Source organism: Desulforadius tongensis, from assembly GCF_016907915.1.
GTDB classification, from domain to species: domain Bacteria; phylum Bacillota; class Desulfotomaculia; order Desulfotomaculales; family Desulfohalotomaculaceae; genus Desulforadius; species Desulforadius tongensis.
This window is the reverse complement of sequence record NZ_JAFBCW010000009.1, coordinates 26,545-44,380: the sequence shown is the minus strand read 5'-3', so window position 1 is coordinate 44,380 and position 17,836 is coordinate 26,545. Positions and strand designations below refer to the sequence as shown.

At 49.4% G+C, this 17,836-nt stretch carries 16 protein-coding genes; 14 read left to right on the top strand and 2 right to left on the bottom strand.

From position 1 onward, the window contains the following. Positions 1-11: 11 nt before the first annotated feature. From trpD to aroF (JOC37_RS05050), 6 genes are read left to right on the top strand one after another with little or no spacing between them, the layout of a single operon-like run. On the top strand, positions 12-1,049 hold the full coding sequence (gene trpD / locus JOC37_RS05075; RefSeq protein ID WP_204616800.1) for an anthranilate phosphoribosyltransferase: 1,038 nt from the start codon (positions 12-14) through the stop codon (positions 1,047-1,049). Continuing rightward, entirely contained in the window at positions 1,046-1,840 is a 795-nt protein-coding gene (trpC, locus tag JOC37_RS05070; RefSeq protein WP_204616798.1) for an indole-3-glycerol phosphate synthase TrpC, read from the top strand. Before trpD ends, trpC begins: the two co-directional genes overlap by 4 nt. Next, positions 1,833-2,471, top strand: a complete 639-nt coding sequence (locus JOC37_RS05065) for a phosphoribosylanthranilate isomerase (protein ID WP_204616796.1) — start codon at positions 1,833-1,835, stop codon at positions 2,469-2,471. The genes trpC and JOC37_RS05065 overlap by 8 nt, the downstream gene beginning before the upstream one ends. 32 nt (positions 2,472-2,503) lie before the next feature. Continuing rightward, positions 2,504-3,694, top strand: coding sequence for a tryptophan synthase subunit beta (gene trpB / locus JOC37_RS05060; RefSeq protein WP_204616880.1), 1,191 nt, complete (start codon positions 2,504-2,506; stop codon positions 3,692-3,694). Beyond that, entirely contained in the window at positions 3,694-4,485 is a 792-nt protein-coding gene (gene trpA, locus JOC37_RS05055) for a tryptophan synthase subunit alpha (RefSeq protein ID WP_204616795.1), read from the top strand. The genes trpB and trpA overlap by 1 nt, the downstream gene beginning before the upstream one ends. Positions 4,486-4,498: 13 nt before the next feature. Beyond that, positions 4,499-5,326 carry a 3-deoxy-7-phosphoheptulonate synthase gene (aroF, locus tag JOC37_RS05050; RefSeq protein ID WP_204616793.1) on the top strand — a complete coding sequence of 276 codons (828 nt, stop codon included), beginning with the start codon at positions 4,499-4,501 and terminating at the stop codon, positions 5,324-5,326. Between the two features lie 15 nt (positions 5,327-5,341). Here the strand turns inward: aroF (JOC37_RS05050) and JOC37_RS05045 are convergent, their stop codons facing one another. Further along, the gene (locus JOC37_RS05045; protein ID WP_204616791.1) at positions 5,342-5,923 is read right to left on the bottom strand and encodes a CBS domain-containing protein; all 582 of its coding nucleotides are present in this window, start codon (positions 5,921-5,923) and stop codon (positions 5,342-5,344) included. A gap of 334 nt (positions 5,924-6,257) precedes the next feature. Then, on the bottom strand, positions 6,258-7,448 hold the full coding sequence (locus tag JOC37_RS05040; protein WP_204616789.1) for a pyridoxal phosphate-dependent aminotransferase: 1,191 nt from the start codon (positions 7,446-7,448) through the stop codon (positions 6,258-6,260). Between the two features lie 314 nt (positions 7,449-7,762). Between JOC37_RS05040 and aroF (JOC37_RS05035) the strand changes: the two genes are divergently transcribed. The 8 genes from aroF (JOC37_RS05035) to spoIIP all read left to right on the top strand — a co-directional run bounded on the left by aroF (JOC37_RS05035) (position 7,763) and on the right by spoIIP (position 17,789). Further along, positions 7,763-8,785: a 3-deoxy-7-phosphoheptulonate synthase gene (gene aroF / locus JOC37_RS05035; RefSeq protein WP_204616787.1), complete on the top strand. Its 1,023-nt coding sequence runs from the start codon at positions 7,763-7,765 to the stop codon at positions 8,783-8,785. A gap of 1 nt (position 8,786) precedes the next feature. Continuing rightward, positions 8,787-9,884, top strand: coding sequence for a prephenate dehydrogenase (locus tag JOC37_RS05030; RefSeq protein ID WP_204616785.1), 1,098 nt, complete (start codon positions 8,787-8,789; stop codon positions 9,882-9,884). 32 nt (positions 9,885-9,916) lie between these two features. After that, positions 9,917-11,203, top strand: a complete 1,287-nt coding sequence (gene aroA, locus JOC37_RS05025) for a 3-phosphoshikimate 1-carboxyvinyltransferase (protein WP_204616783.1) — start codon at positions 9,917-9,919, stop codon at positions 11,201-11,203. Between the two features lie 272 nt (positions 11,204-11,475). Then, positions 11,476-12,153, top strand: coding sequence for a (d)CMP kinase (gene cmk / locus JOC37_RS05020; protein WP_204616781.1), 678 nt, complete (start codon positions 11,476-11,478; stop codon positions 12,151-12,153). A 46-nt stretch (positions 12,154-12,199) separates the two neighbouring features. Beyond that, on the top strand, positions 12,200-12,799 hold the full coding sequence (locus JOC37_RS05015) for a lysophospholipid acyltransferase family protein (RefSeq protein WP_204616780.1): 600 nt from the start codon (positions 12,200-12,202) through the stop codon (positions 12,797-12,799). Between the two features lie 50 nt (positions 12,800-12,849). Then, complete coding sequence (locus tag JOC37_RS05010; RefSeq protein ID WP_204616778.1) at positions 12,850-14,898, top strand: bifunctional 4-hydroxy-3-methylbut-2-enyl diphosphate reductase/30S ribosomal protein S1; 2,049 nt, start codon at positions 12,850-12,852, stop codon at positions 14,896-14,898. 378 nt (positions 14,899-15,276) lie between these two features. After that, positions 15,277-16,296 carry a coiled-coil domain-containing protein gene (locus tag JOC37_RS05005; RefSeq protein WP_204616776.1) on the top strand — a complete coding sequence of 340 codons (1,020 nt, stop codon included), beginning with the start codon at positions 15,277-15,279 and terminating at the stop codon, positions 16,294-16,296. A gap of 164 nt (positions 16,297-16,460) precedes the next feature. Next, positions 16,461-17,789, top strand: coding sequence for a stage II sporulation protein P (gene spoIIP / locus JOC37_RS05000; RefSeq protein WP_204616774.1), 1,329 nt, complete (start codon positions 16,461-16,463; stop codon positions 17,787-17,789). Positions 17,790-17,836: the final 47 nt, after the last annotated feature.

The window sequence follows — 17,836 nt, the reverse complement described above, 5'->3', positions numbered from 1 at the left end:
GAGAGAAGAGTATGATATCACAGGCAATTAAAAAACTGGTAGCCGGTGAACATCTTACCGAAAATGAAGCGGTGAATGTGATGACTGAAATTATGGAAGGGCGAGCCAGCGCAGCTCAGATAGCTGCCCTGCTCACCGCGCTGCGCTTAAAAGGCGAACATGTGGATGAAATTACCGGGTTTGCCCGGGTGATGCGGCAGAAAGCTGTCCCGGTAAAGAGTAAGCATCCTTTGCTGGTGGACACCTGCGGCACCGGCGGCGACGGTGCGCGCACCTTTAACATATCCACCACTGCGGCCTTTGTACTGGCCGGTGCCGGGGCCAAAGTAGCCAAGCACGGCAACCGTTCTGTCAGCAGCTGCTGCGGCAGTGCCGATCTGCTGGAAGCGCTGGGGGTGAGGATAAACCTAACAGCTGAACAGGCAGGCCGGTGCCTGGATGAGTGCGGCATATGTTTTTTGTTTGCACCGCAGCTGCACAGGGCTATGAAGCATGCCGCTGCCCCGCGAAAAGAAATTGGTATCCGCACAGTTTTTAACATTTTGGGGCCGTTGACTAATCCCGCCGGAGCCCAGGCCCAGGTGCTGGGGGTATATGACGCCGGTTTGGTGGATAAGTTGGCCCGGGTGTTGGCCCGGTTGGGCAGTAAACGGGTCTTTGTACTGCATGGTGCTGGGGGGCTGGATGAAGTATCACTGGCCGGTCCCACAGTTGTGTGTGCGGTATGGGAGGGACGGATAACCGGTTATACCATAAATCCCACAGATTACGGTTTTGCACCGGCTCCGGTGGAAGCACTGGCAGGGGGCACTGCGGAAGAAAATGCTGCCATTACCAGGGAAATATTAAAGGGGGCCGGCGGCCCACGCCGGGACGCCGTGGTATTAAACGCGGCCCTGGGCTTGATATGTGCCGGGAAGGCGGCGGATATAGCCGCCGGTATTAAACTGGCCCAGTGGTCCATTGACAGCGGGGCTGCTGCTGCTAAGCTGGAAGAGTTGGTTAGGTTTACCGCTGCACTGCCCGGCAGAGGAGTGGTCAGCTTTTGATACTGCAGCGCATACTGCAGCATAAAGAACAGGAGCTTAAACATGAAATGCAGCAGGTGCCCTTAGATAAAATAAAAGAGCTGGCCCTTTTGGCACCCGTTCCCCGGGACTTTACCCGGGCGCTGAGAACACCGGGGAGAGTAAATGTGATAGCAGAGGTTAAGCGGCGTTCCCCATCCAAAGGTTTACTGTGTCCCCATTTCGACCATCTTGCCCTGGCCCGCAGCTACGCCGGGGCTGGAGCGGCGGCCATATCTGTGCTCACCGACAGCAAATTTTTTGGCGGACACCGGCAGCACCTGGCTGATATACGCAGGAATACTCAACTGCCGCTGCTCAGGAAGGATTTTATCATTGCTCCATACCAGGTATACCAGGCCAGGGCACTGGGGGCTGATGCGGTGCTGCTGATTGCGGCGGTGCTGGACGATGACAGGCTGCCGGAACTGTGTCTTTTAGCAGAAAGTCTTGGTATGGCAGCACTGGTGGAAGTGCATGATGAAACTGAGCTGCAGCGGGCACTGGCTGCCGGTGCTAAACTTATTGGAATAAATAACCGCGACCTGCACACCTTTGAAACGGACATTGCCACCACCTTTAAATTACGCCGTCAAATCACCGAGCCGGAAATTACAGTGGTCAGTGAAAGCGGCATTAAAAACGCTGACCAAATGGCTGAACTGGCCCACCACCGGGTTCATTCAGTGTTGGTGGGGGAAACGCTGGTGGCTGCTCCCGATCCGGCTGCTAAACTTTCACAATTGCTGGCCGGGGGTGATTACCGTGTATGAGCATAGGGTACGGGTAAAGATATGCGGTATTCAGGACTTAACCACTGCTCTGGCGGCGGTAAAGTACGGTGCCCATGCTTTGGGTTTTGTGTTTGCCCCCAGTTTCCGGCAGGTATCGCCGGATCAAGCCAGGGAGATTAGCCTAAATTTACCTCCCTTTGTCAGCAGGGTGGGGGTATTTGTTAACGCTTCTATTGATGAGGTGCGCCGGATTGCTGCCTATTGTAATTTGGATTTTGTACAGCTGCACGGGGATGAGCCCCCGCGGTACGCCAGTGAGTTGGGGCTGCCGGTGATAAAAGCTTTCCGGGTTAAAGATATTACAGTATTGCGGCAGGCAGCCGAATACCCGGCCCGAGCGGTGCTTTTGGATGCCTACACTCCCGGTGCCGCCGGGGGCACCGGGCATACCTTTAATTGGCAGTGGTTAAAAGAAGTGCGGGTAAAATGCCCGGTTATACTGGCCGGGGGCTTGACCCCGGATAACGTGGCCGCGGCCATAAAAGCTGTACGTCCCTACGCTGTGGATGTTTCCAGCGGTGTAGAAACCGGCAGCAGGAAAGATTTGCAGAAAATTGCCCTGTTTATTAGAAGAGCATACATGCCGCCCTGCGGCACCACCAGGGAATGAAAAGACACGGCAGAAAGGAGTTAATATAAATGATGTCCATACCCGATGAGCGCGGATATTTTGGAGATTACGGCGGGCGTTTTGTGCCGGAAACATTAATGCCCGCCCTGGAAGAGTTAAGCGAAAGTTATCGATTGGCTAAAAAAGATAAGGAGTTTAATCACCGGTTTAAGTACTATTTGCATCAATATGTGGGCCGCCCATCACCGCTGTATTTTGCTTGCGGCTTAACCAGGCACTGCGGTGGAGCGCAAATCTATCTTAAACGGGAAGACCTCAATCACACCGGGGCCCATAAAATAAATAATACCATTGGCCAGCTGCTGTTGGCCGGGCGGATGGGCAAAACAAGAGTGATTGCGGAAACCGGGGCAGGCCAGCACGGGGTGGCCACTGCCACCGCGGCGGCACTGTTTGGATTTCAATGCAGCGTTTATATGGGAGAAGAGGATGTTCACCGGCAGGCGCTGAATGTTTTTCGGATGAGGCTGCTGGGGGCGGAAGTGATTACTGTAAAAAGCGGCAGCCGTACATTAAAAGATGCCATGAATGAAGCCATTCGTGACTGGGTAACCAATGTGGAAAATACTTATTACTGCATTGGCTCGGTGGCCGGTCCCCACCCTTACCCGGAAATGGTGCGTGATTTTCAAGCGGTGATTGGTATTGAAGCCAGGGAGCAAATTTTAGAGCACACCGGGAGACTGCCGGATTATGTAATTGCCTGTGTTGGCGGGGGCAGCAATGCCATGGGTATATTTTATCCTTTTTTGCAGGATAAAGAAGTTAAACTGATTGGTGTGGAGGCTGCCGGGCACGGCCTGGAAAGCGGGCGGCATTGTGCCACCCTTTCCCGGGGAAAACCCGGCGTGCTGCAGGGAAGCTACAGCTATGTTTTGCAGGATGAGCACGGTCAGGTGCTGCCGGTACATTCCATATCTGCCGGGTTAGACTACCCCGGTGTGGGACCTGAACACAGCTATCTAAAAGATATTAACCGGGTCGTTTATACTTCTGCCGAAGACGGGGAAGCGGTAAAGGCCTTTCAGCTTCTGTGCCGCACCGATGGCATTATTCCGGCGCTGGAAAGTGCTCACGCCCTGGCAGAGGCGGTAAAACTGGCGCCGCAGCTTCCGCCGGAATCAATTATCATTGTTAACCTGTCTGGGCGGGGAGATAAAGATGTAAATACAATGGCCAAAATGGTGGGGGCGAAGGTATAATGAATAGGATAGATAACTGTTTTGCAAATTTAAAAGAAAATGGGCAAAAGGCTTTTATTCCCTTTGTTACTGCGGGGGATCCAGATCTTGGCACTACGGTGGAACTGGTGCGGGCCATGACCGGTGCCGGGGCGGATATCATTGAACTGGGAGTTCCTTACTCTGAACCCCTGGCAGACGGGCCGGTAATTCAAAAGGCTGTTCAGCGCTCGCTGGAGCGGGGTACAACACTGGCTAAAATATTAGAGGCAGTGACAATAATTCGTAAGACGGAGCAGGTACCGCTGGTACTGATGTCCTACTATAACCCCATCCTGCAGTACGGCTTGGATAATTTTGTACAGCATGCGGTTGAGGCGGGGGTGGATGGAGTGATTGTACCTGATCTGCCGGTTGAGGAATGCCCTCCTCTGTTCAGCCGGGCGCTGGAGAAAGGTTTGTATTTAATTCAACTGGTGGCACCAACCACTACGGAAGCCAGGCTGAAAAAGATTGCCCGCTTTTCCAGAGGGTTTATTTACTGTGTTTCTGTTACCGGGGTTACCGGTGTTAGGGAGGAAACTAATAATCAAATAGCGAATTTAACTAGCAGGGTACGCCAAGTTACTTCACTGCCGGTGGGAATTGGTTTTGGTGTGTCTGCTCCTGCCCAGGCAGCTCAGATAGCAAGACATTGTGATGCTGTTATCGCAGGCAGTGTGCTGGTAAAGATAATTGAAAATAATTCTGATAACGCGGTTAGTATGGTGGCCGGATTGGTGGCTGATTTTAAGTCTGCCCTGTCCGGTTAGGAGGTGTTTTGTTTTGCCGTCATTTCAGCTGGCAAGTCGCGAATACAAAAAAGAGGATACCGTTATACATTTAGGAACCGCTGCCGTGGGCGGTGGTAACACTTTGATTATTGCCGGCCCCTGTGCGGTGGAGAACCGGGAAATGATGCTGGAGCTGGCCCCGGTATTAAAAGATATGGGTGTACATGTACTGCGCGGTGGTGCCTTTAAACCCCGTACTTCCCCTTATTCCTTTCAGGGGTTGGGGGAAGAAGGGCTGCGCATACTGAACGAAGCGGGCCGCTGTACCGGTCTGCCCGTGGTTACTGAACTTATGGATGTGCGCGACGGTGAACTGGTATATCGTTACGCGGACATCATTCAGATCGGCAGCAGAAACATGCAAAATTATACCCTGCTGCGGGAAGTGGGGCAGATGGATAAACCGGTGATGTTGAAGCGCGGTTTATCGGCCACCATTGAAGAATGGCTGCTGGCGGCGGAATATATTTTAGCAGAAGGAAACCAGCAGGTTATACTGTGTGAACGGGGAATCCGTACCTTTGAAACCTATACCAGGAACACGCTGGATGTGGCAGCGGTGGGGGCGGTGAAAAACTTGTCTCACCTGCCGGTGATAGTTGATCCCAGCCATGCCACCGGCCGAAGGGAACTGGTTGCTCCCGCAGCTAAAGCGGCAGCAGCTGCCGGAGCAGACGGGCTGATGATTGAAGTACACCCCAACCCCGGGAAAGCGCTGTCCGATGGTCAGCAGTCTATTACGCCGCGGGAGTTGGCGGTGCTTCTAAAGATGGTGAGAGCAATTGATCATGCTTTAGACCGGAGTAGGGTTCATTATTGAGCCCTACTTTGGTTGTTAAACGGATTTGGAAGGAAAGGTTATTATTTTGTCATTATCCAGTTCCAGTATGTCGCCGATGATGTTAAATATGTCAATTGTTCTGATAATGCCCACCACTTTATTGTAATTTAAGGGGTATTCACCCATGGTTAACTCCGATGCTTCTGGTTTTTCCAGTACCGGTAATGAGTTAACCTGCTTGCTTAAAATCATGTGCACTGCTTTAGTGATGGTTTCGTTTTCGTACACGTAAGCGATATCAACACTTCTCATAATGTCTTTAACCTGTATATGCACATGCTGTCCAATTTTGTTTTTGGTGAAAAATAAAGCCCAAGAAGCGATGGTTGATAAAGGACTATTTTTATTGGCTTCCATTTCTATGGCTTTAAGCAGTGATCTAAGGGTGAGAATTCCCACTATATCTTTTTTGTTGTCCAGCACAATGATTGACCTGTGACCGGTAAGTATATCGTTAGCTTCTTTTTTGAAGGTTTTCTTTAAAATTTTAATTGCTTCTCCAATGGTGGCGTTCATGTTAATAGTGGAGTATTCGTTGATGGGAACCATTACTTCTTTAACTAACCTGTCATGCATTTATTACCACTCCTTGTTACTGAGATTTAAACGACATTACAATATTATACTATATTATTATACTATGTTTTTTGTTAAATATTAGAAAATATACCTAGTATCTTTGATGAAAGCTGCAGATGATTGCTTCGGTGATTGGAGTAGTTTCCAGTGCCCGAATGGCGCGCCGGGCAGTGAAAACCAGCAGGAGCGGGTGCTTTTAAGTGAGCGGCTGTTGAACTGGGGAAGGTACTTCAGCTGGAACAGCCCATATTGTGGGAATGAAACTGCTCCACAATATGGGCTTTATTAAGTAAGGTTTTATAACCGGCCGGTAGCTGTACTTTGGGGGCGGTTATTTCTTTAATTTTAGTTCACTGGCCAGTGCTTTCCAGGCGGGTAAAGAGTTTTCTATTACCTTTTTATCGATGCAGTAAGCCAGGCGGAAGTATCCCCGCTTGCCGAATCCTGCGCCCGGTACTACTAAAATGTTGTGTTTTAAGGCCAGCCGGGCAAACTCCACATCATCATCCAGCGGTGATTTGGGAAACAGGTAGAAAGCCCCCTGGGGTTTAACCATTTCAAATCCCAACTGGGTGAGATTGTTGTACAGTAAATCGCGTTTTGCACGGTATTCTTCGATATTTACGCTTTCTTTCTGCAAATTGGCAACTAAACGCTGCATCAGGGCCGGGGCATTTACAAAACCCAGGGTGCGGTTGCAGAATACCAGCGCTTCAATTAACAGATCCACATTATCTATGTTGGGGTTTGCTGCCACGTAACCGATTCGTTCGCCGGGCAGGGCCAGGTCTTTGCTGTGGGAGGTAACGATAACGGCATTGTTAATGTATTTAAATACACAGGGTACCTGAACGTCGTAAGCAATTTTGGCATAGGGCTCATCGGAAATTACATATATTGGGCGCCCGTACTGCCGGGATTTTTCAGAAACCAGTTTATCCAGTTCAGAGAGTACGGCCGGCGGGTATACCACACCGGTGGGGTTATTGGGTGAATTAATGATGATGGCCCTGGTTTTTTGGTTCACGGCACTGGAAATGGCTTCTATATCGGGAAGAAAGTTTTCATCGGTACTTACTTCCCTGGCTACCCCGCTGTGATTGTCGATATAAAATTTGTACTCTACGAAGTAGGGGGCTAAAACAATGACTTCGTCGCCGGGGTTTAAAATGGATTTCAGCACTACATTTAAACCACCGCCGGCGCCCACTGTCATTACCACGTGTTTTAGGGTAACGTTCAGACCGCTGCTTTCAGAAAGTATTTCGGCCACTGCCTGGCGGGTTTCCGGGTACCCGGCGTTGCTCATGTACCTGTGCATGCCGGGGATGGGGCTGTCAGCCAGTTTTTTTAGTTCTCGGTGAAACTTCTCCGGCGGTTCGTTTACCGGGTTGCCCAGGGTAAAGTCATATACTTTATCCGCCCCGTGAATTTTACGCAGACGGTCACCTTCTTCAAACATTTTGCGTATCCATGATGCTCCGGATAAAAACTTTTCTATTTTACCGGCGATAACACTCAATAAGACCAACTCCTATACAAATTTTTCTAGTTTACATTGTATAACAATACATCTGCTGTTACAAATACTTTATTTATGGGCCTGAGAATGTTTTGTTAATTTATTATTGCCCGTTGATAAATGCTGTGGTATTATAGTAGCGTAGGATGGTTTACCTTTTAAAAGGTGTTTTTGAACAGGGAAGTACGGTAGTATGGTAGGGGAGGGATTAATATGCTTATTTGTTCTTTTGCGCTCCTCTGAGGGCGTTTTTTGTGTTTAATGGGGTGATAATAACTTGTAAAATTCCATAACGCTCAGAGGAGGGGCTTGCAGTGATAGTTATTATGAATCATTGCGCCGGCCAGGAAGATATTCAGCTGGTGATTGATAAATTGGAACAAGCGGGTTTTCGAGTGCATTTATCCAAAGGGGTGGAGCGCACCATCATTGGTGCCGTTGGGGATCGTACCCAGATAAATGATATTGCGCTGGAAGCAATGCCCGGTGTGGAAAAAGTGGTTCCCATCATGCATCCCTTTAAGCTGGCTTCCAGGGTATTTAAAGAGGAAGATACCGTTGTTAGGGTGGGTAACCTTGAAATAGGCGGCGATCATATTCAAGTGATGGCCGGTCCCTGCGCGGTGGAAAGCCGGGAACAGCTTTTAGAAGCAGCGGAACAGGTGAAAGCGGGTGGGGCCACAATCCTGCGCGGCGGTGCTTATAAGCCCCGCACATCCCCGTATTCATTTCAAGGTTTAGAAGAAAAAGGACTGAAACTGCTGGCCGAGGTCAGGGAAATCACCGGCCTGCCGGTGGTAACGGAGGTTATGGATACCAGTACCCTGCCGTTGGTAAGTGAATATGCCGACATACTGCAAATTGGTGCCCGCAACATGCAAAATTTTTTCCTGCTGCGTCAGGTGGCCAAGGTGGGCAAACCTGTATTGCTGAAGCGGGCTCCCTCTGCCACGGTGGAAGAATGGTTGATGGCTGCTGAATACATTTTGGCCGGGGGAAATTCCAATGTTATTTTGTGCGAGCGGGGAATTAAAAGTTTTGAATCATATACCCGCAACACTTTGGATTTAACGGCGGTACCGGTAATTAAGTATCTTTCTCACCTGCCGGTAATTGTTGATCCCAGTCATGCCATCGGCAATTGGCGTTTTGTAGGTGATATGTCCAGGGCCGCGGTGGCTGCCGGGGCTGACGGTTTGTTGATTGAGGTGCACCCTAATCCGCCGGAGGCGCTTTGTGATGGTAAGCAGTCATTGACGCCGCAAAATTTTAAAGCGCTGATGGCGGAACTGCGAGTTATTGCCTGGGCCGTGGGCAGGGAGATGGAGGAAATTTAAAATGTTTTTTAAGCGGGTTGTTATTGTAGGGGTTGGGTTAATTGGCGGTTCCTTTGGCCTGGCCCTTAATCACCGCCGGCTGGTAAGTGAAGTTGTCGGGGTGGACACCAATCCTGAAAATATTGAATTGGCTCTATCGGCCGGAGCAATTCACAAAGGGGAAAATTCTCTTTCCCGGGGAATAGCAGGGGCGGATTTGGTGGTTTTGGCCACTCCTGTACTGACCACCGAAAAATTAATATGTCAGCTGGCCGGGCAGTTAAAAGAAAACACCATAGTGACGGATGTAGGGAGCACTAAGGAAAGAATAACTGCACTGGCAGAGAGAGTTCTTCCCCCTGAAGTGTATTTTGTGGGCGGTCATCCCATGACCGGGTCTGAAGTGATGGGGATGAGAGGAGCCGACCCCTATTTATTTGAGAATGCCTATTACCTGTTAACTCCGACGACAAAAACCAACGGGGCGGCGTTAAAAGCCGTGCGCTGTTTAGTGGAGTCAATGGGAGCGCGGGTGGTGGAAATGTCACCGGAACTTCATGATCATAACGTGGCGGTAATCAGCCATCTTCCTCACCTGGTGGCCACCGCGCTGGTGAACACGTTAAGGGATATGCCGGGATATACAGATATAATCCCCCTGGCGGCCGGCGGTTTTCGTGATACCACCAGGATTGCCGCCAGCAGCCCGGTGATGTGGAGAGATATATTTCAATGCAATCGCCGCCGGGTGCTGGAGGTAATTAACTGTTTCCGGGCGGTGCTGGAGGAGTATGAACAGTTGATACGGGATGATAACGGTGCTGGGCTGCAGCAGAGGTTGGAGCAGGCCAGGGAAACCCGTTTATCGCTTCCTGCCCGCAGCAAGGGATACCTGCCGCAGCTGTTTGAGGTGCTGTTAAGCGTTCCGGATCAACCGGGAATCATCGCTCATTTTTCCTCACTGCTGGGGGAGAATGGAGTAAACATTACCGATCTGGAAATACTACGGGTACGAGAAGGGCAGGGGGGTACCATCCGCCTGGCTTTTGCCACAGAGGAGGAACAAAAAAAGGCGGAAAAGTTGTTAGCGGGTGAGGGATACCAAGTCCATGTCCGCTAGTTAACAGTAAATTGATAGAACCGGGGGGCAAAATGGAATTAACTGTAAAACAATGCAGAAGTTTAAGGGGAAGGATTAGTGTGCCCGGTGATAAGTCCATTTCTCACCGGGCGGTGATGCTTGGCGCGCTGGCCAGGGGTAAAACGGAAATATCAAATTATTTAATGGGGGAAGACTGCCTTTCCACCATAAAGTGTTTTAAAGCCATGGGTGTGGATATTTCCGAAAATAACGGTGTGATTACAGTGCAGGGCGGGGGGCTGCAGGGGCTTAAAGAGCCGGAAGACGTGTTGGACTGCGGTAATTCCGGCACTACTGCCCGCCTGCTTTTAGGTATTTTGGCCGGTCAGCCCTTTTTTAGTGTTCTTACCGGGGATCAATCACTGCGCCGCCGCCCCATGGGGCGAGTTACCACCCCGCTGGCCCAAATGGGGGCTGGTTTTGCCGGCCGGAAGCAGGGTACCCTGCTTCCCCTGGCGGTTCGGGGCGGTAAACTTAAAGCTATTCATTATAAAACTCCGGTGGCCAGTGCCCAACTTAAATCATCAATACTGATGGCCGGGTTATTTGCCGGTGGCAAAACAGTGGTTGAAGAGCCGGTTAAATCCAGGGATCACACTGAACGCATGCTGCAGCTCTTTGGTGCCCGGGTGGAAGTGGATGGCTGTACGGCTGCTGTACAGGGACAGCCCGAACTAACGGGACAGAAACTTACCGTTCCCGGTGATATTTCTTCAGCGGCCTTTTTCCTGGTGGCGGCGGCCATTGTGCCCGGTTCCGACGTAACCATTGAAGGCGTGGGATTAAACCCCACCCGGAATGGTATATTGGAAGTGCTGCAAAACATGGGAGCCCGTATAGACATTACCAACCGTGGTTTGGAAAGCGGGGAACCTGTGGGAGATGTGCGGGTGCGGGGCGGCATGCTGAAGGGTACAGTTATAGATGGCGATATCATACCCCGTTTAATAGATGAAATACCGGTGCTGGCGGTGGCAGCGGCGGTGGCCCAGGGAAAGACGATTTTCAGAGATGCCGCTGAACTGCGGGTGAAAGAAACGGATCGTATAGCAGCGGTGGCCGGTGAGCTGGCCAAATTTGGTGTGAAGATAGAGGAACAGCCCGATGGTATGATTATTGAAGGAGGCAAACCCCTTACCGGGACGGTTTGCACAAGTCATGGCGACCACCGCATCGGTATGGCCATGGCAGTGGCCGGCCTGGCGGCCTCTGGGAAAACAGTGGTACAGGATGCAGAAATTATCAATATATCATTTCCTGGGTTTGAAAACGTATTAAAATCAATTATAGTAGAATAATACGCCTGAAGACATTTTTTCTTCAGGCTTTTTTATATTACCCCCTATGCAGGGAATGAAAAGCCCCGGCAGCCACTTGCGGGAGTGAACGTTTTTCAGTGAGCAGCTGCTGGGCTTAGTAATATAACATTTTTCAGGACGTTCAAAAGATTTTACCAGCGAAAAAGAGGAATTTGCTGCGGTGTGTCGAAACAACTTAAGGTATTTGAATACTTATTTGAATACTATAGGTATTTGAATATTATAGCATCTTGTAGTTAGCGAGGTATTGTATGAGCAAGCTTAATGTTGCCATTGACGGCCCGGCTGGTGCCGGCAAAAGTACAGTGGCAAAGCTCTTAGCTGATAAGCTGGGCTTACTGTATATAGATACGGGCAGCATGTACCGGGCGTTAACATGGAAGGCCCTGCAGTTGAATTACGACTTTAACGACACTGCTGCCCTGGCAGAGCTTTCATCCGAAGTGATGATAAAATTAATTACCGATAATCAGAATTATAGGGTTTTCATAGATGGGGAGGATGTAACCGGTAAAATACGACAGCCGGAAGTATCCCAGCGTGTTTCCCTGGTGGCCAGGATACCGGAAGTAAGGAAAAACATGGTGCGCCAGCAGCAGAGCATGGCTGCTTCCGGTGGAGTGGTAATGGATGGCCGGGATATCGGTACCAGGGTGCTGCCGGACGCCCAAGCCAAGTTTTTTTTAACAGCCTCCATTGAAGAACGGGCCCGGCGGCGCCAGCGGGATTTAAAGCAGAAAGGTTATCATGTTCCGTTGGAAACATTAATGGCTGAAATTTCCCAACGGGATTATATAGACCAAAATCGCGAGACCGATCCCCTTGTTCCGGCTGAAGAGGCAATAATTATAGATACCACTGGATTAACAATCAATCAAGTTGTAGAGCAGATGGTGCAGCATATTGAAAATGTAAGTGATTGTAAATGACAGTTTTGGGGTAAACTGTGGTTAAAACTTTTTGGAGGTTTAATTAATGTTTTATAACCTGGCCAGGATTGTTATGAGGGTGGTATTGTTAATCCTGCGCCGTTGGGAAGTAACGGGTTTGGACAACATACCCAGCCAAGGCGGTTTAATAGTGGTTTCTAACCATTCCAGTTATTGGGATCCGGTAGCTGTGGGTTGTGCGTTAAACCGTCCTGTTCACTATATGGCCAAGGCGGAACTGTTTAAAATACCGGTTTTTGGTACTGTGATTCGAGCGTTGAAAGCTTTTCCTGTTCAGCGCAGCAGGATGGATCGTGCCGCCCTGCGTAAGGCTGCTGAATTATTAAATAAGGGCCAGGTGCTTGGAATTTTTCCCGAAGGAACGCGCAGTTCCAGCGGTGAACTGCAAAAGCCCCATTTAGGTGCCGCAATGCTGGCTTTTAAAAATAATGTACCCGTTGTGCCCATAGGCATCTGCGGGGCCAAGGGCATTTGTGAAAAGCTAAAGCTGACTGTTGGCGAGCCCATTCTATTACCCCGGTATGCTGGAAATAAACCAAGCCGCCGGGACTTGGAGAGATACAGCTGTAAAATTATGAGTGAAATTGCACGCCTGATGAAACCTGTTAAAGGCGATATCAAATAAGTGAGTACAGGTGCTCTGTTTTAAAAGTACCTTTTTAGAGGTGATTGTATTTGGAAGTGCTTGTGGCTCCAAAGGCGGGTTTTTGCTTTGGAGTTGAGCGGGCAATTGATATGGCCCGGCAGACTGCCAACGAAAAGTCCGGCCCGATTTATACGCTGGGGCCGATCATTCATAACCGCCAGGTGGTGGAGAAACTTGCCAGTGAAGGGATTCAAGCGATAACAAACTTTCGAGATATTCCTCCCGGCAATTTGATTATAAGATCTCACGGGGTAGGCCCGGAAGTGCTGAAAGCAGCTGATGAGTACGGTCACACGGTGATAGACGCAACCTGTCCCTTTGTTCGTAAAGCACAAGAGTTGGCCCGGGATTATACCGCTGAGGGATATCAAGTGGTGGTGGTGGGAGATAAAGAACACCCGGAGGTAAAAGGTATTGTTGGTTGGACCGGGGGCAGCGCCATTGTTGTGGATAGTGCTGCTGAGGCTGAAAAAATTTCCGGTTTTAACCGGGTGGCTGTGGTTGCCCAGACCACACAACCGGTGGAAATCTATAATGAGGTAGTTCAAGCCCTGCAAAACAAGGGCTTTAAAGTAGAGGCTGGCAATACTATCTGTCGTGCCACTGGAGAGCGCCAAAAAGCAGCCCTGGAATTGGCTCAAAAAGTGGATGTAATGATAGTGGTGGGCGGAGTTAATAGCGCCAATACTGGCAAATTAACTAAGCTCTGTAGCGCTGCAGGTACGCCCACCTACCAGGTAGAAACTGCCGCAGAACTAAAGGCCGATTGGTTTGCTGGGGTTGAACGTGCTGGATTAACGGCGGGTGCATCTACACCCAGCTGGGTTATTGAGGAGGTAAAATGTAGGATGAAGGAGTTAGGTGAAACTATGGAAATGCAAGAAGAGGGCATGAGGGAAGCAGTAGAGGTAAAAACCCTGCACCAGGGTGAAACGGTGAGAGGTACAGTGGTTCAAGTAAATCAAGATGAGGTTCTGGTTGACGTTGGAGCTAAATCTGAGGGAGTTATACCCCTGAAGGAATTAAGCAGCTATAACACCAACCCTCAAGAAGTGGTGAAGGTTGGAGATGAAATAGATGTAGTGGTGTTAAAGGCTGAAGACGACGAAGGCAGAACCCTGTTATCTAAAGTACGTGCTGACATTGAAAAGAACTGGGACAGCTTGGAAGAAGCTATGAACAACGGCACCGTTATTGAAGGTGTAGTGCGCGAAGTGGTTAAAGGCGGTCTTTTGGTAGATGTGGGCATACGTGCATTTTTACCCGCATCATTGGTAGAGATTGGTTATGTGGAAGATTTATCCCAATATTTAAATCAAACCATAAAGGCTAAAATTATTGAAATGAACAAAAACCGCAGAAAGGTGATTTTATCCCGCAAAGTGGTACTGGAAGAAGAAGCTGAAAAAGCTCGTGAAGAATTGTTCCAAACTTTGGAAGAAGGTCAAACCGTTAAGGGTGTAGTTCGCCGTTTAACTGATTTTGGTGCCTTTATTGACATTGGCGGTGTTGACGGCCTGCTGCATATTTCTGAAATGGCCTGGTACCGCATTAAGCACCCCTCTGAGGTGGTTAATGTAGGCGATGAAGTAGAAGTTAAGGTGTTAAAGATAGATAAAGAAAATCAAAAGGTTTCCCTGGGCTTGAAGCAGCTGTTACCCAACCCCTGGGATAATGTGGAAGAGAAATATGAAATCGGCAGTGTTGTGCCGGCTAAAGTTGTGCGTCTTGCTCCATTTGGTGCCTTTGTACAGCTAGAGCCTGGAGTGGAAGGTCTGGTGCACATTTCACACCTGGCTGAAGAACATGTGGAAAAACCGGAAGATGTTGTGTCTGAAGGGGATGAAATTAACGTTAAAGTACTTTCGGTTGACCGGGAAGAGAAACGTATTCGCCTTTCTATCCGGGAGGTTAATCGTGAGGCTAAAAAGGAACGCTCTAAACCCAAGAAGCAGGCAGGCAAACCGGAACCCCGGGAACAGCAGGAAACTGTTGTTGAAGCAGATACCGGTGGCGGTGTAAGTTTAGCCGAAGTAATGCCCAAGGAATTAACCGAAATGCTGGAAAAGAACAGATAAAAAGGTAAAAAAATGGCACGTTCAGCGTGCCATTTTTTTAGTATAAAGATAACTGTTAAAGTTAGTCAAAAACCGGGTATGTAAAGACACCGGGCAAAGTTCCAATGAATTTTGAAATACAGTAAATATACTTTCAATATGCAGCTTTAAGTTGTATAATACTGTTACGGATGCAGTCAAATTAAGATGTAATTCACGTACAAGGCCTTCAAGTTTAGATCATATCCATCCAAAGAACAGTCCGATCAACAAAATCGCCGCTTTACTTACCAATGTTTACAGCCACTTCTTAAAAAACCCGTAAAAAATGATAAACCATCACCCGGCTAATTCCCACGGGGGGATTGAATGGGATAAATACGGGGTGAGCTATTGATAATGGAAGAAAAACTCTTAAAACAAATACTTGGGGAACTAAATAAGGTTAATCAACAGTTAGACAGCATTGATAACCGGCTGGGCGGAGTGGACAGCCGGTTGGGTAACGTGGAGAGCCGGCTGGATGGAGTGGACAGCCGGTTGGATGCCATGGGCGGCCGGCTGGATGACATGGGCGGCCGGCTGGATGACATGGATGGCCGGTTGGATGCCGTGGGCGGCCGGCTGGATGACATGGATGGCCGGTTGGATGCCATGGGCAGCCGGCTGGATGATATGGATGGCCGGTTGGATGCCATGGGCGGCCGGCTGGATGATATGGATGGCCGGTTGGATGCCGTGGGCGGCCGGCTGGATGACATGGATGGCCGGTTGGATGCCATGGGCAGCCGGCTGGATGATATGGATGGCCGGTTGGATGCCATGGGCGGCCGGCTGGATGATATGGATGGCCGGTTGGATGCCGTGGGCGGCCGGCTGGATGGAGTGGACAGCCGGTTGGGTAACGTGGAGAGCCGGCTGGATGGAGTGGACAGCCGGTTGGGTAACGTGGAGAGCCGGCTGGATGGAGTGGACAGCCGGTTGGGTAACGTGGAGAGCCGGCTGGATGGTGTAGATGGCCGGTTGGATGCCATGGGCAGCCGGCTGGATGATATGGATGGCCGGTTGGATGCCATGGGCAGCCGGCTGGATGGAGTGGAGAGCCGGCTGGATGGTGTAGATGGCCGGTTGGATGCCGTGGGCGGCCGGCTGGATGATATGGATGGCCGGTTGGGTGCCATGGGCGGCCGGCTGGATGATATGGATGGCCGGTTGGGTGCCATGGGCGGCCGGCTGGATGATATGGATGGCCGGTTGGATAGATTAGAACAAGGTCAAGCGGAACTAAAACGGGAACTTGGTGAAATGAATAGTTTTATGCGTGAAGTACCTGATCATATATTTACTAAGCTGCGCGAGGTAGTTGAAGAAGAAATACCAAAACAAATTGAAAATCTACGTATAGTAGTAAATAAATAGAGCGGTTTAAACCTAATCCGGCATACATGCCGGGTTTTTTGTTTAGGAAGCGATGTTTGAAAATTGCGAATGATTTTTAAGCGCCTTAGGCGCTGCTGTTCTTTTACATGATTGTTTTTCAAAGAGGACAAAATACCAGTGATGTCAGACACCAGGAGGCCGGAATGAATAAAAGGTTTTGCACGGTGGCAGCAGCAATACTGGTTTGCATAACATTTTTATTTGGGTTAGCAGGGGAAGGGTATTCTTCCGCTGTTACCGGGATTTTCACTGCAGACAATACTCATCTGGTGGGGTGCTGTTTTGTGCTGCGGGATGACCAAGGAAGAGTAATTACAGAAGTATCCCGCCGGGTGTATTTCGGTGATGAGGTTATTTTACCTGACGGCAGACATTACCGGGTAATTAAAGTTCGAGAAAATACGGCTGCTGTAAAATTGTTGGGGTATGATAAAAATTACCTCCAGTGGATGCAGTATTTTAAAAATATGTCTGTTAAGGCTGCAGCAGAAAATTGGTACAAAAGACCGGTGGGTATTTACCATACCCATACGGATGAATCATACAAGCCAACCAGCGGTGCAGCCCAGGAACCGGCTGAAGGAGATATTTACCAAGTGGGGCAGCAGTTTGCGGATTCATTGAGGAACAAGGGAGTTAATGTACTGTATTATAAAACTCCCCACGATCCCCATGATAGTAACGCCTACGTTCGTTCCAGGCGTACCGCTGTGGGATTAATAAAGAACAACCCGGTGGCTTTGTTTGATATTCATCGCGATGGTGTTCCAAATGCTGGTAAATACAGGGCGATAATCGACGGCCGTCCGGTGGCTAAAGTGCGCCTGGTGATAGGTAAACAAAACCCCAAAATCTCTGCCAATTTAGATTTTGCCAAACGGTTAATGGCCTATGCCAATCAGCTGCACCCCGGAATTATTAAAGATATTTATTTGGGCAGGGGTAATTATAATCAAGACCTGCTTTCCACAGCTATAATACTGGAAGCGGGCACCTATACCAATACCCTGGAGGAAGCTAAAGTAGGTGTTGCGCTTTTAGCAGATGCTGTGCCGGTTGTATTGGGATTAACAGCTAAGAGCAGAACGACTGCAGCGGGGCCGATGGAGCAGCACGGTAAAAACGGTTGGGCCGCTGCCGGCTGGTTAATAGTGATAACGGTATTGTTGGTAGGAGTATTTCTATTGATTAACAACGGCAGCCTGGAAGAAACACTGGAAACCGCTGCTGCCTGGGTGAAAGAAAAATTATCTTCACCGGAGGTAAAATCAGCACTGCAAAGGCTTGCTGCAGCAGTGGAAAAAATTAACCGGCGGGCAGCCGGGTATGTAATTGAATATAGTAAACACCCGGCAGTACAGCGCTTGTTAAATGGCCTGTATTTTGTTATTCACCGGGCAATTGTGGCAGCGGCTAAACAACCGGCCCGCAAACCGGAAAAAACAGCCGGCACAAAAAAAAATAAAGATTAACAGATAAATAAAAACCCCCGTGCTCCAGGGCGCATTTGGGCCGGCAG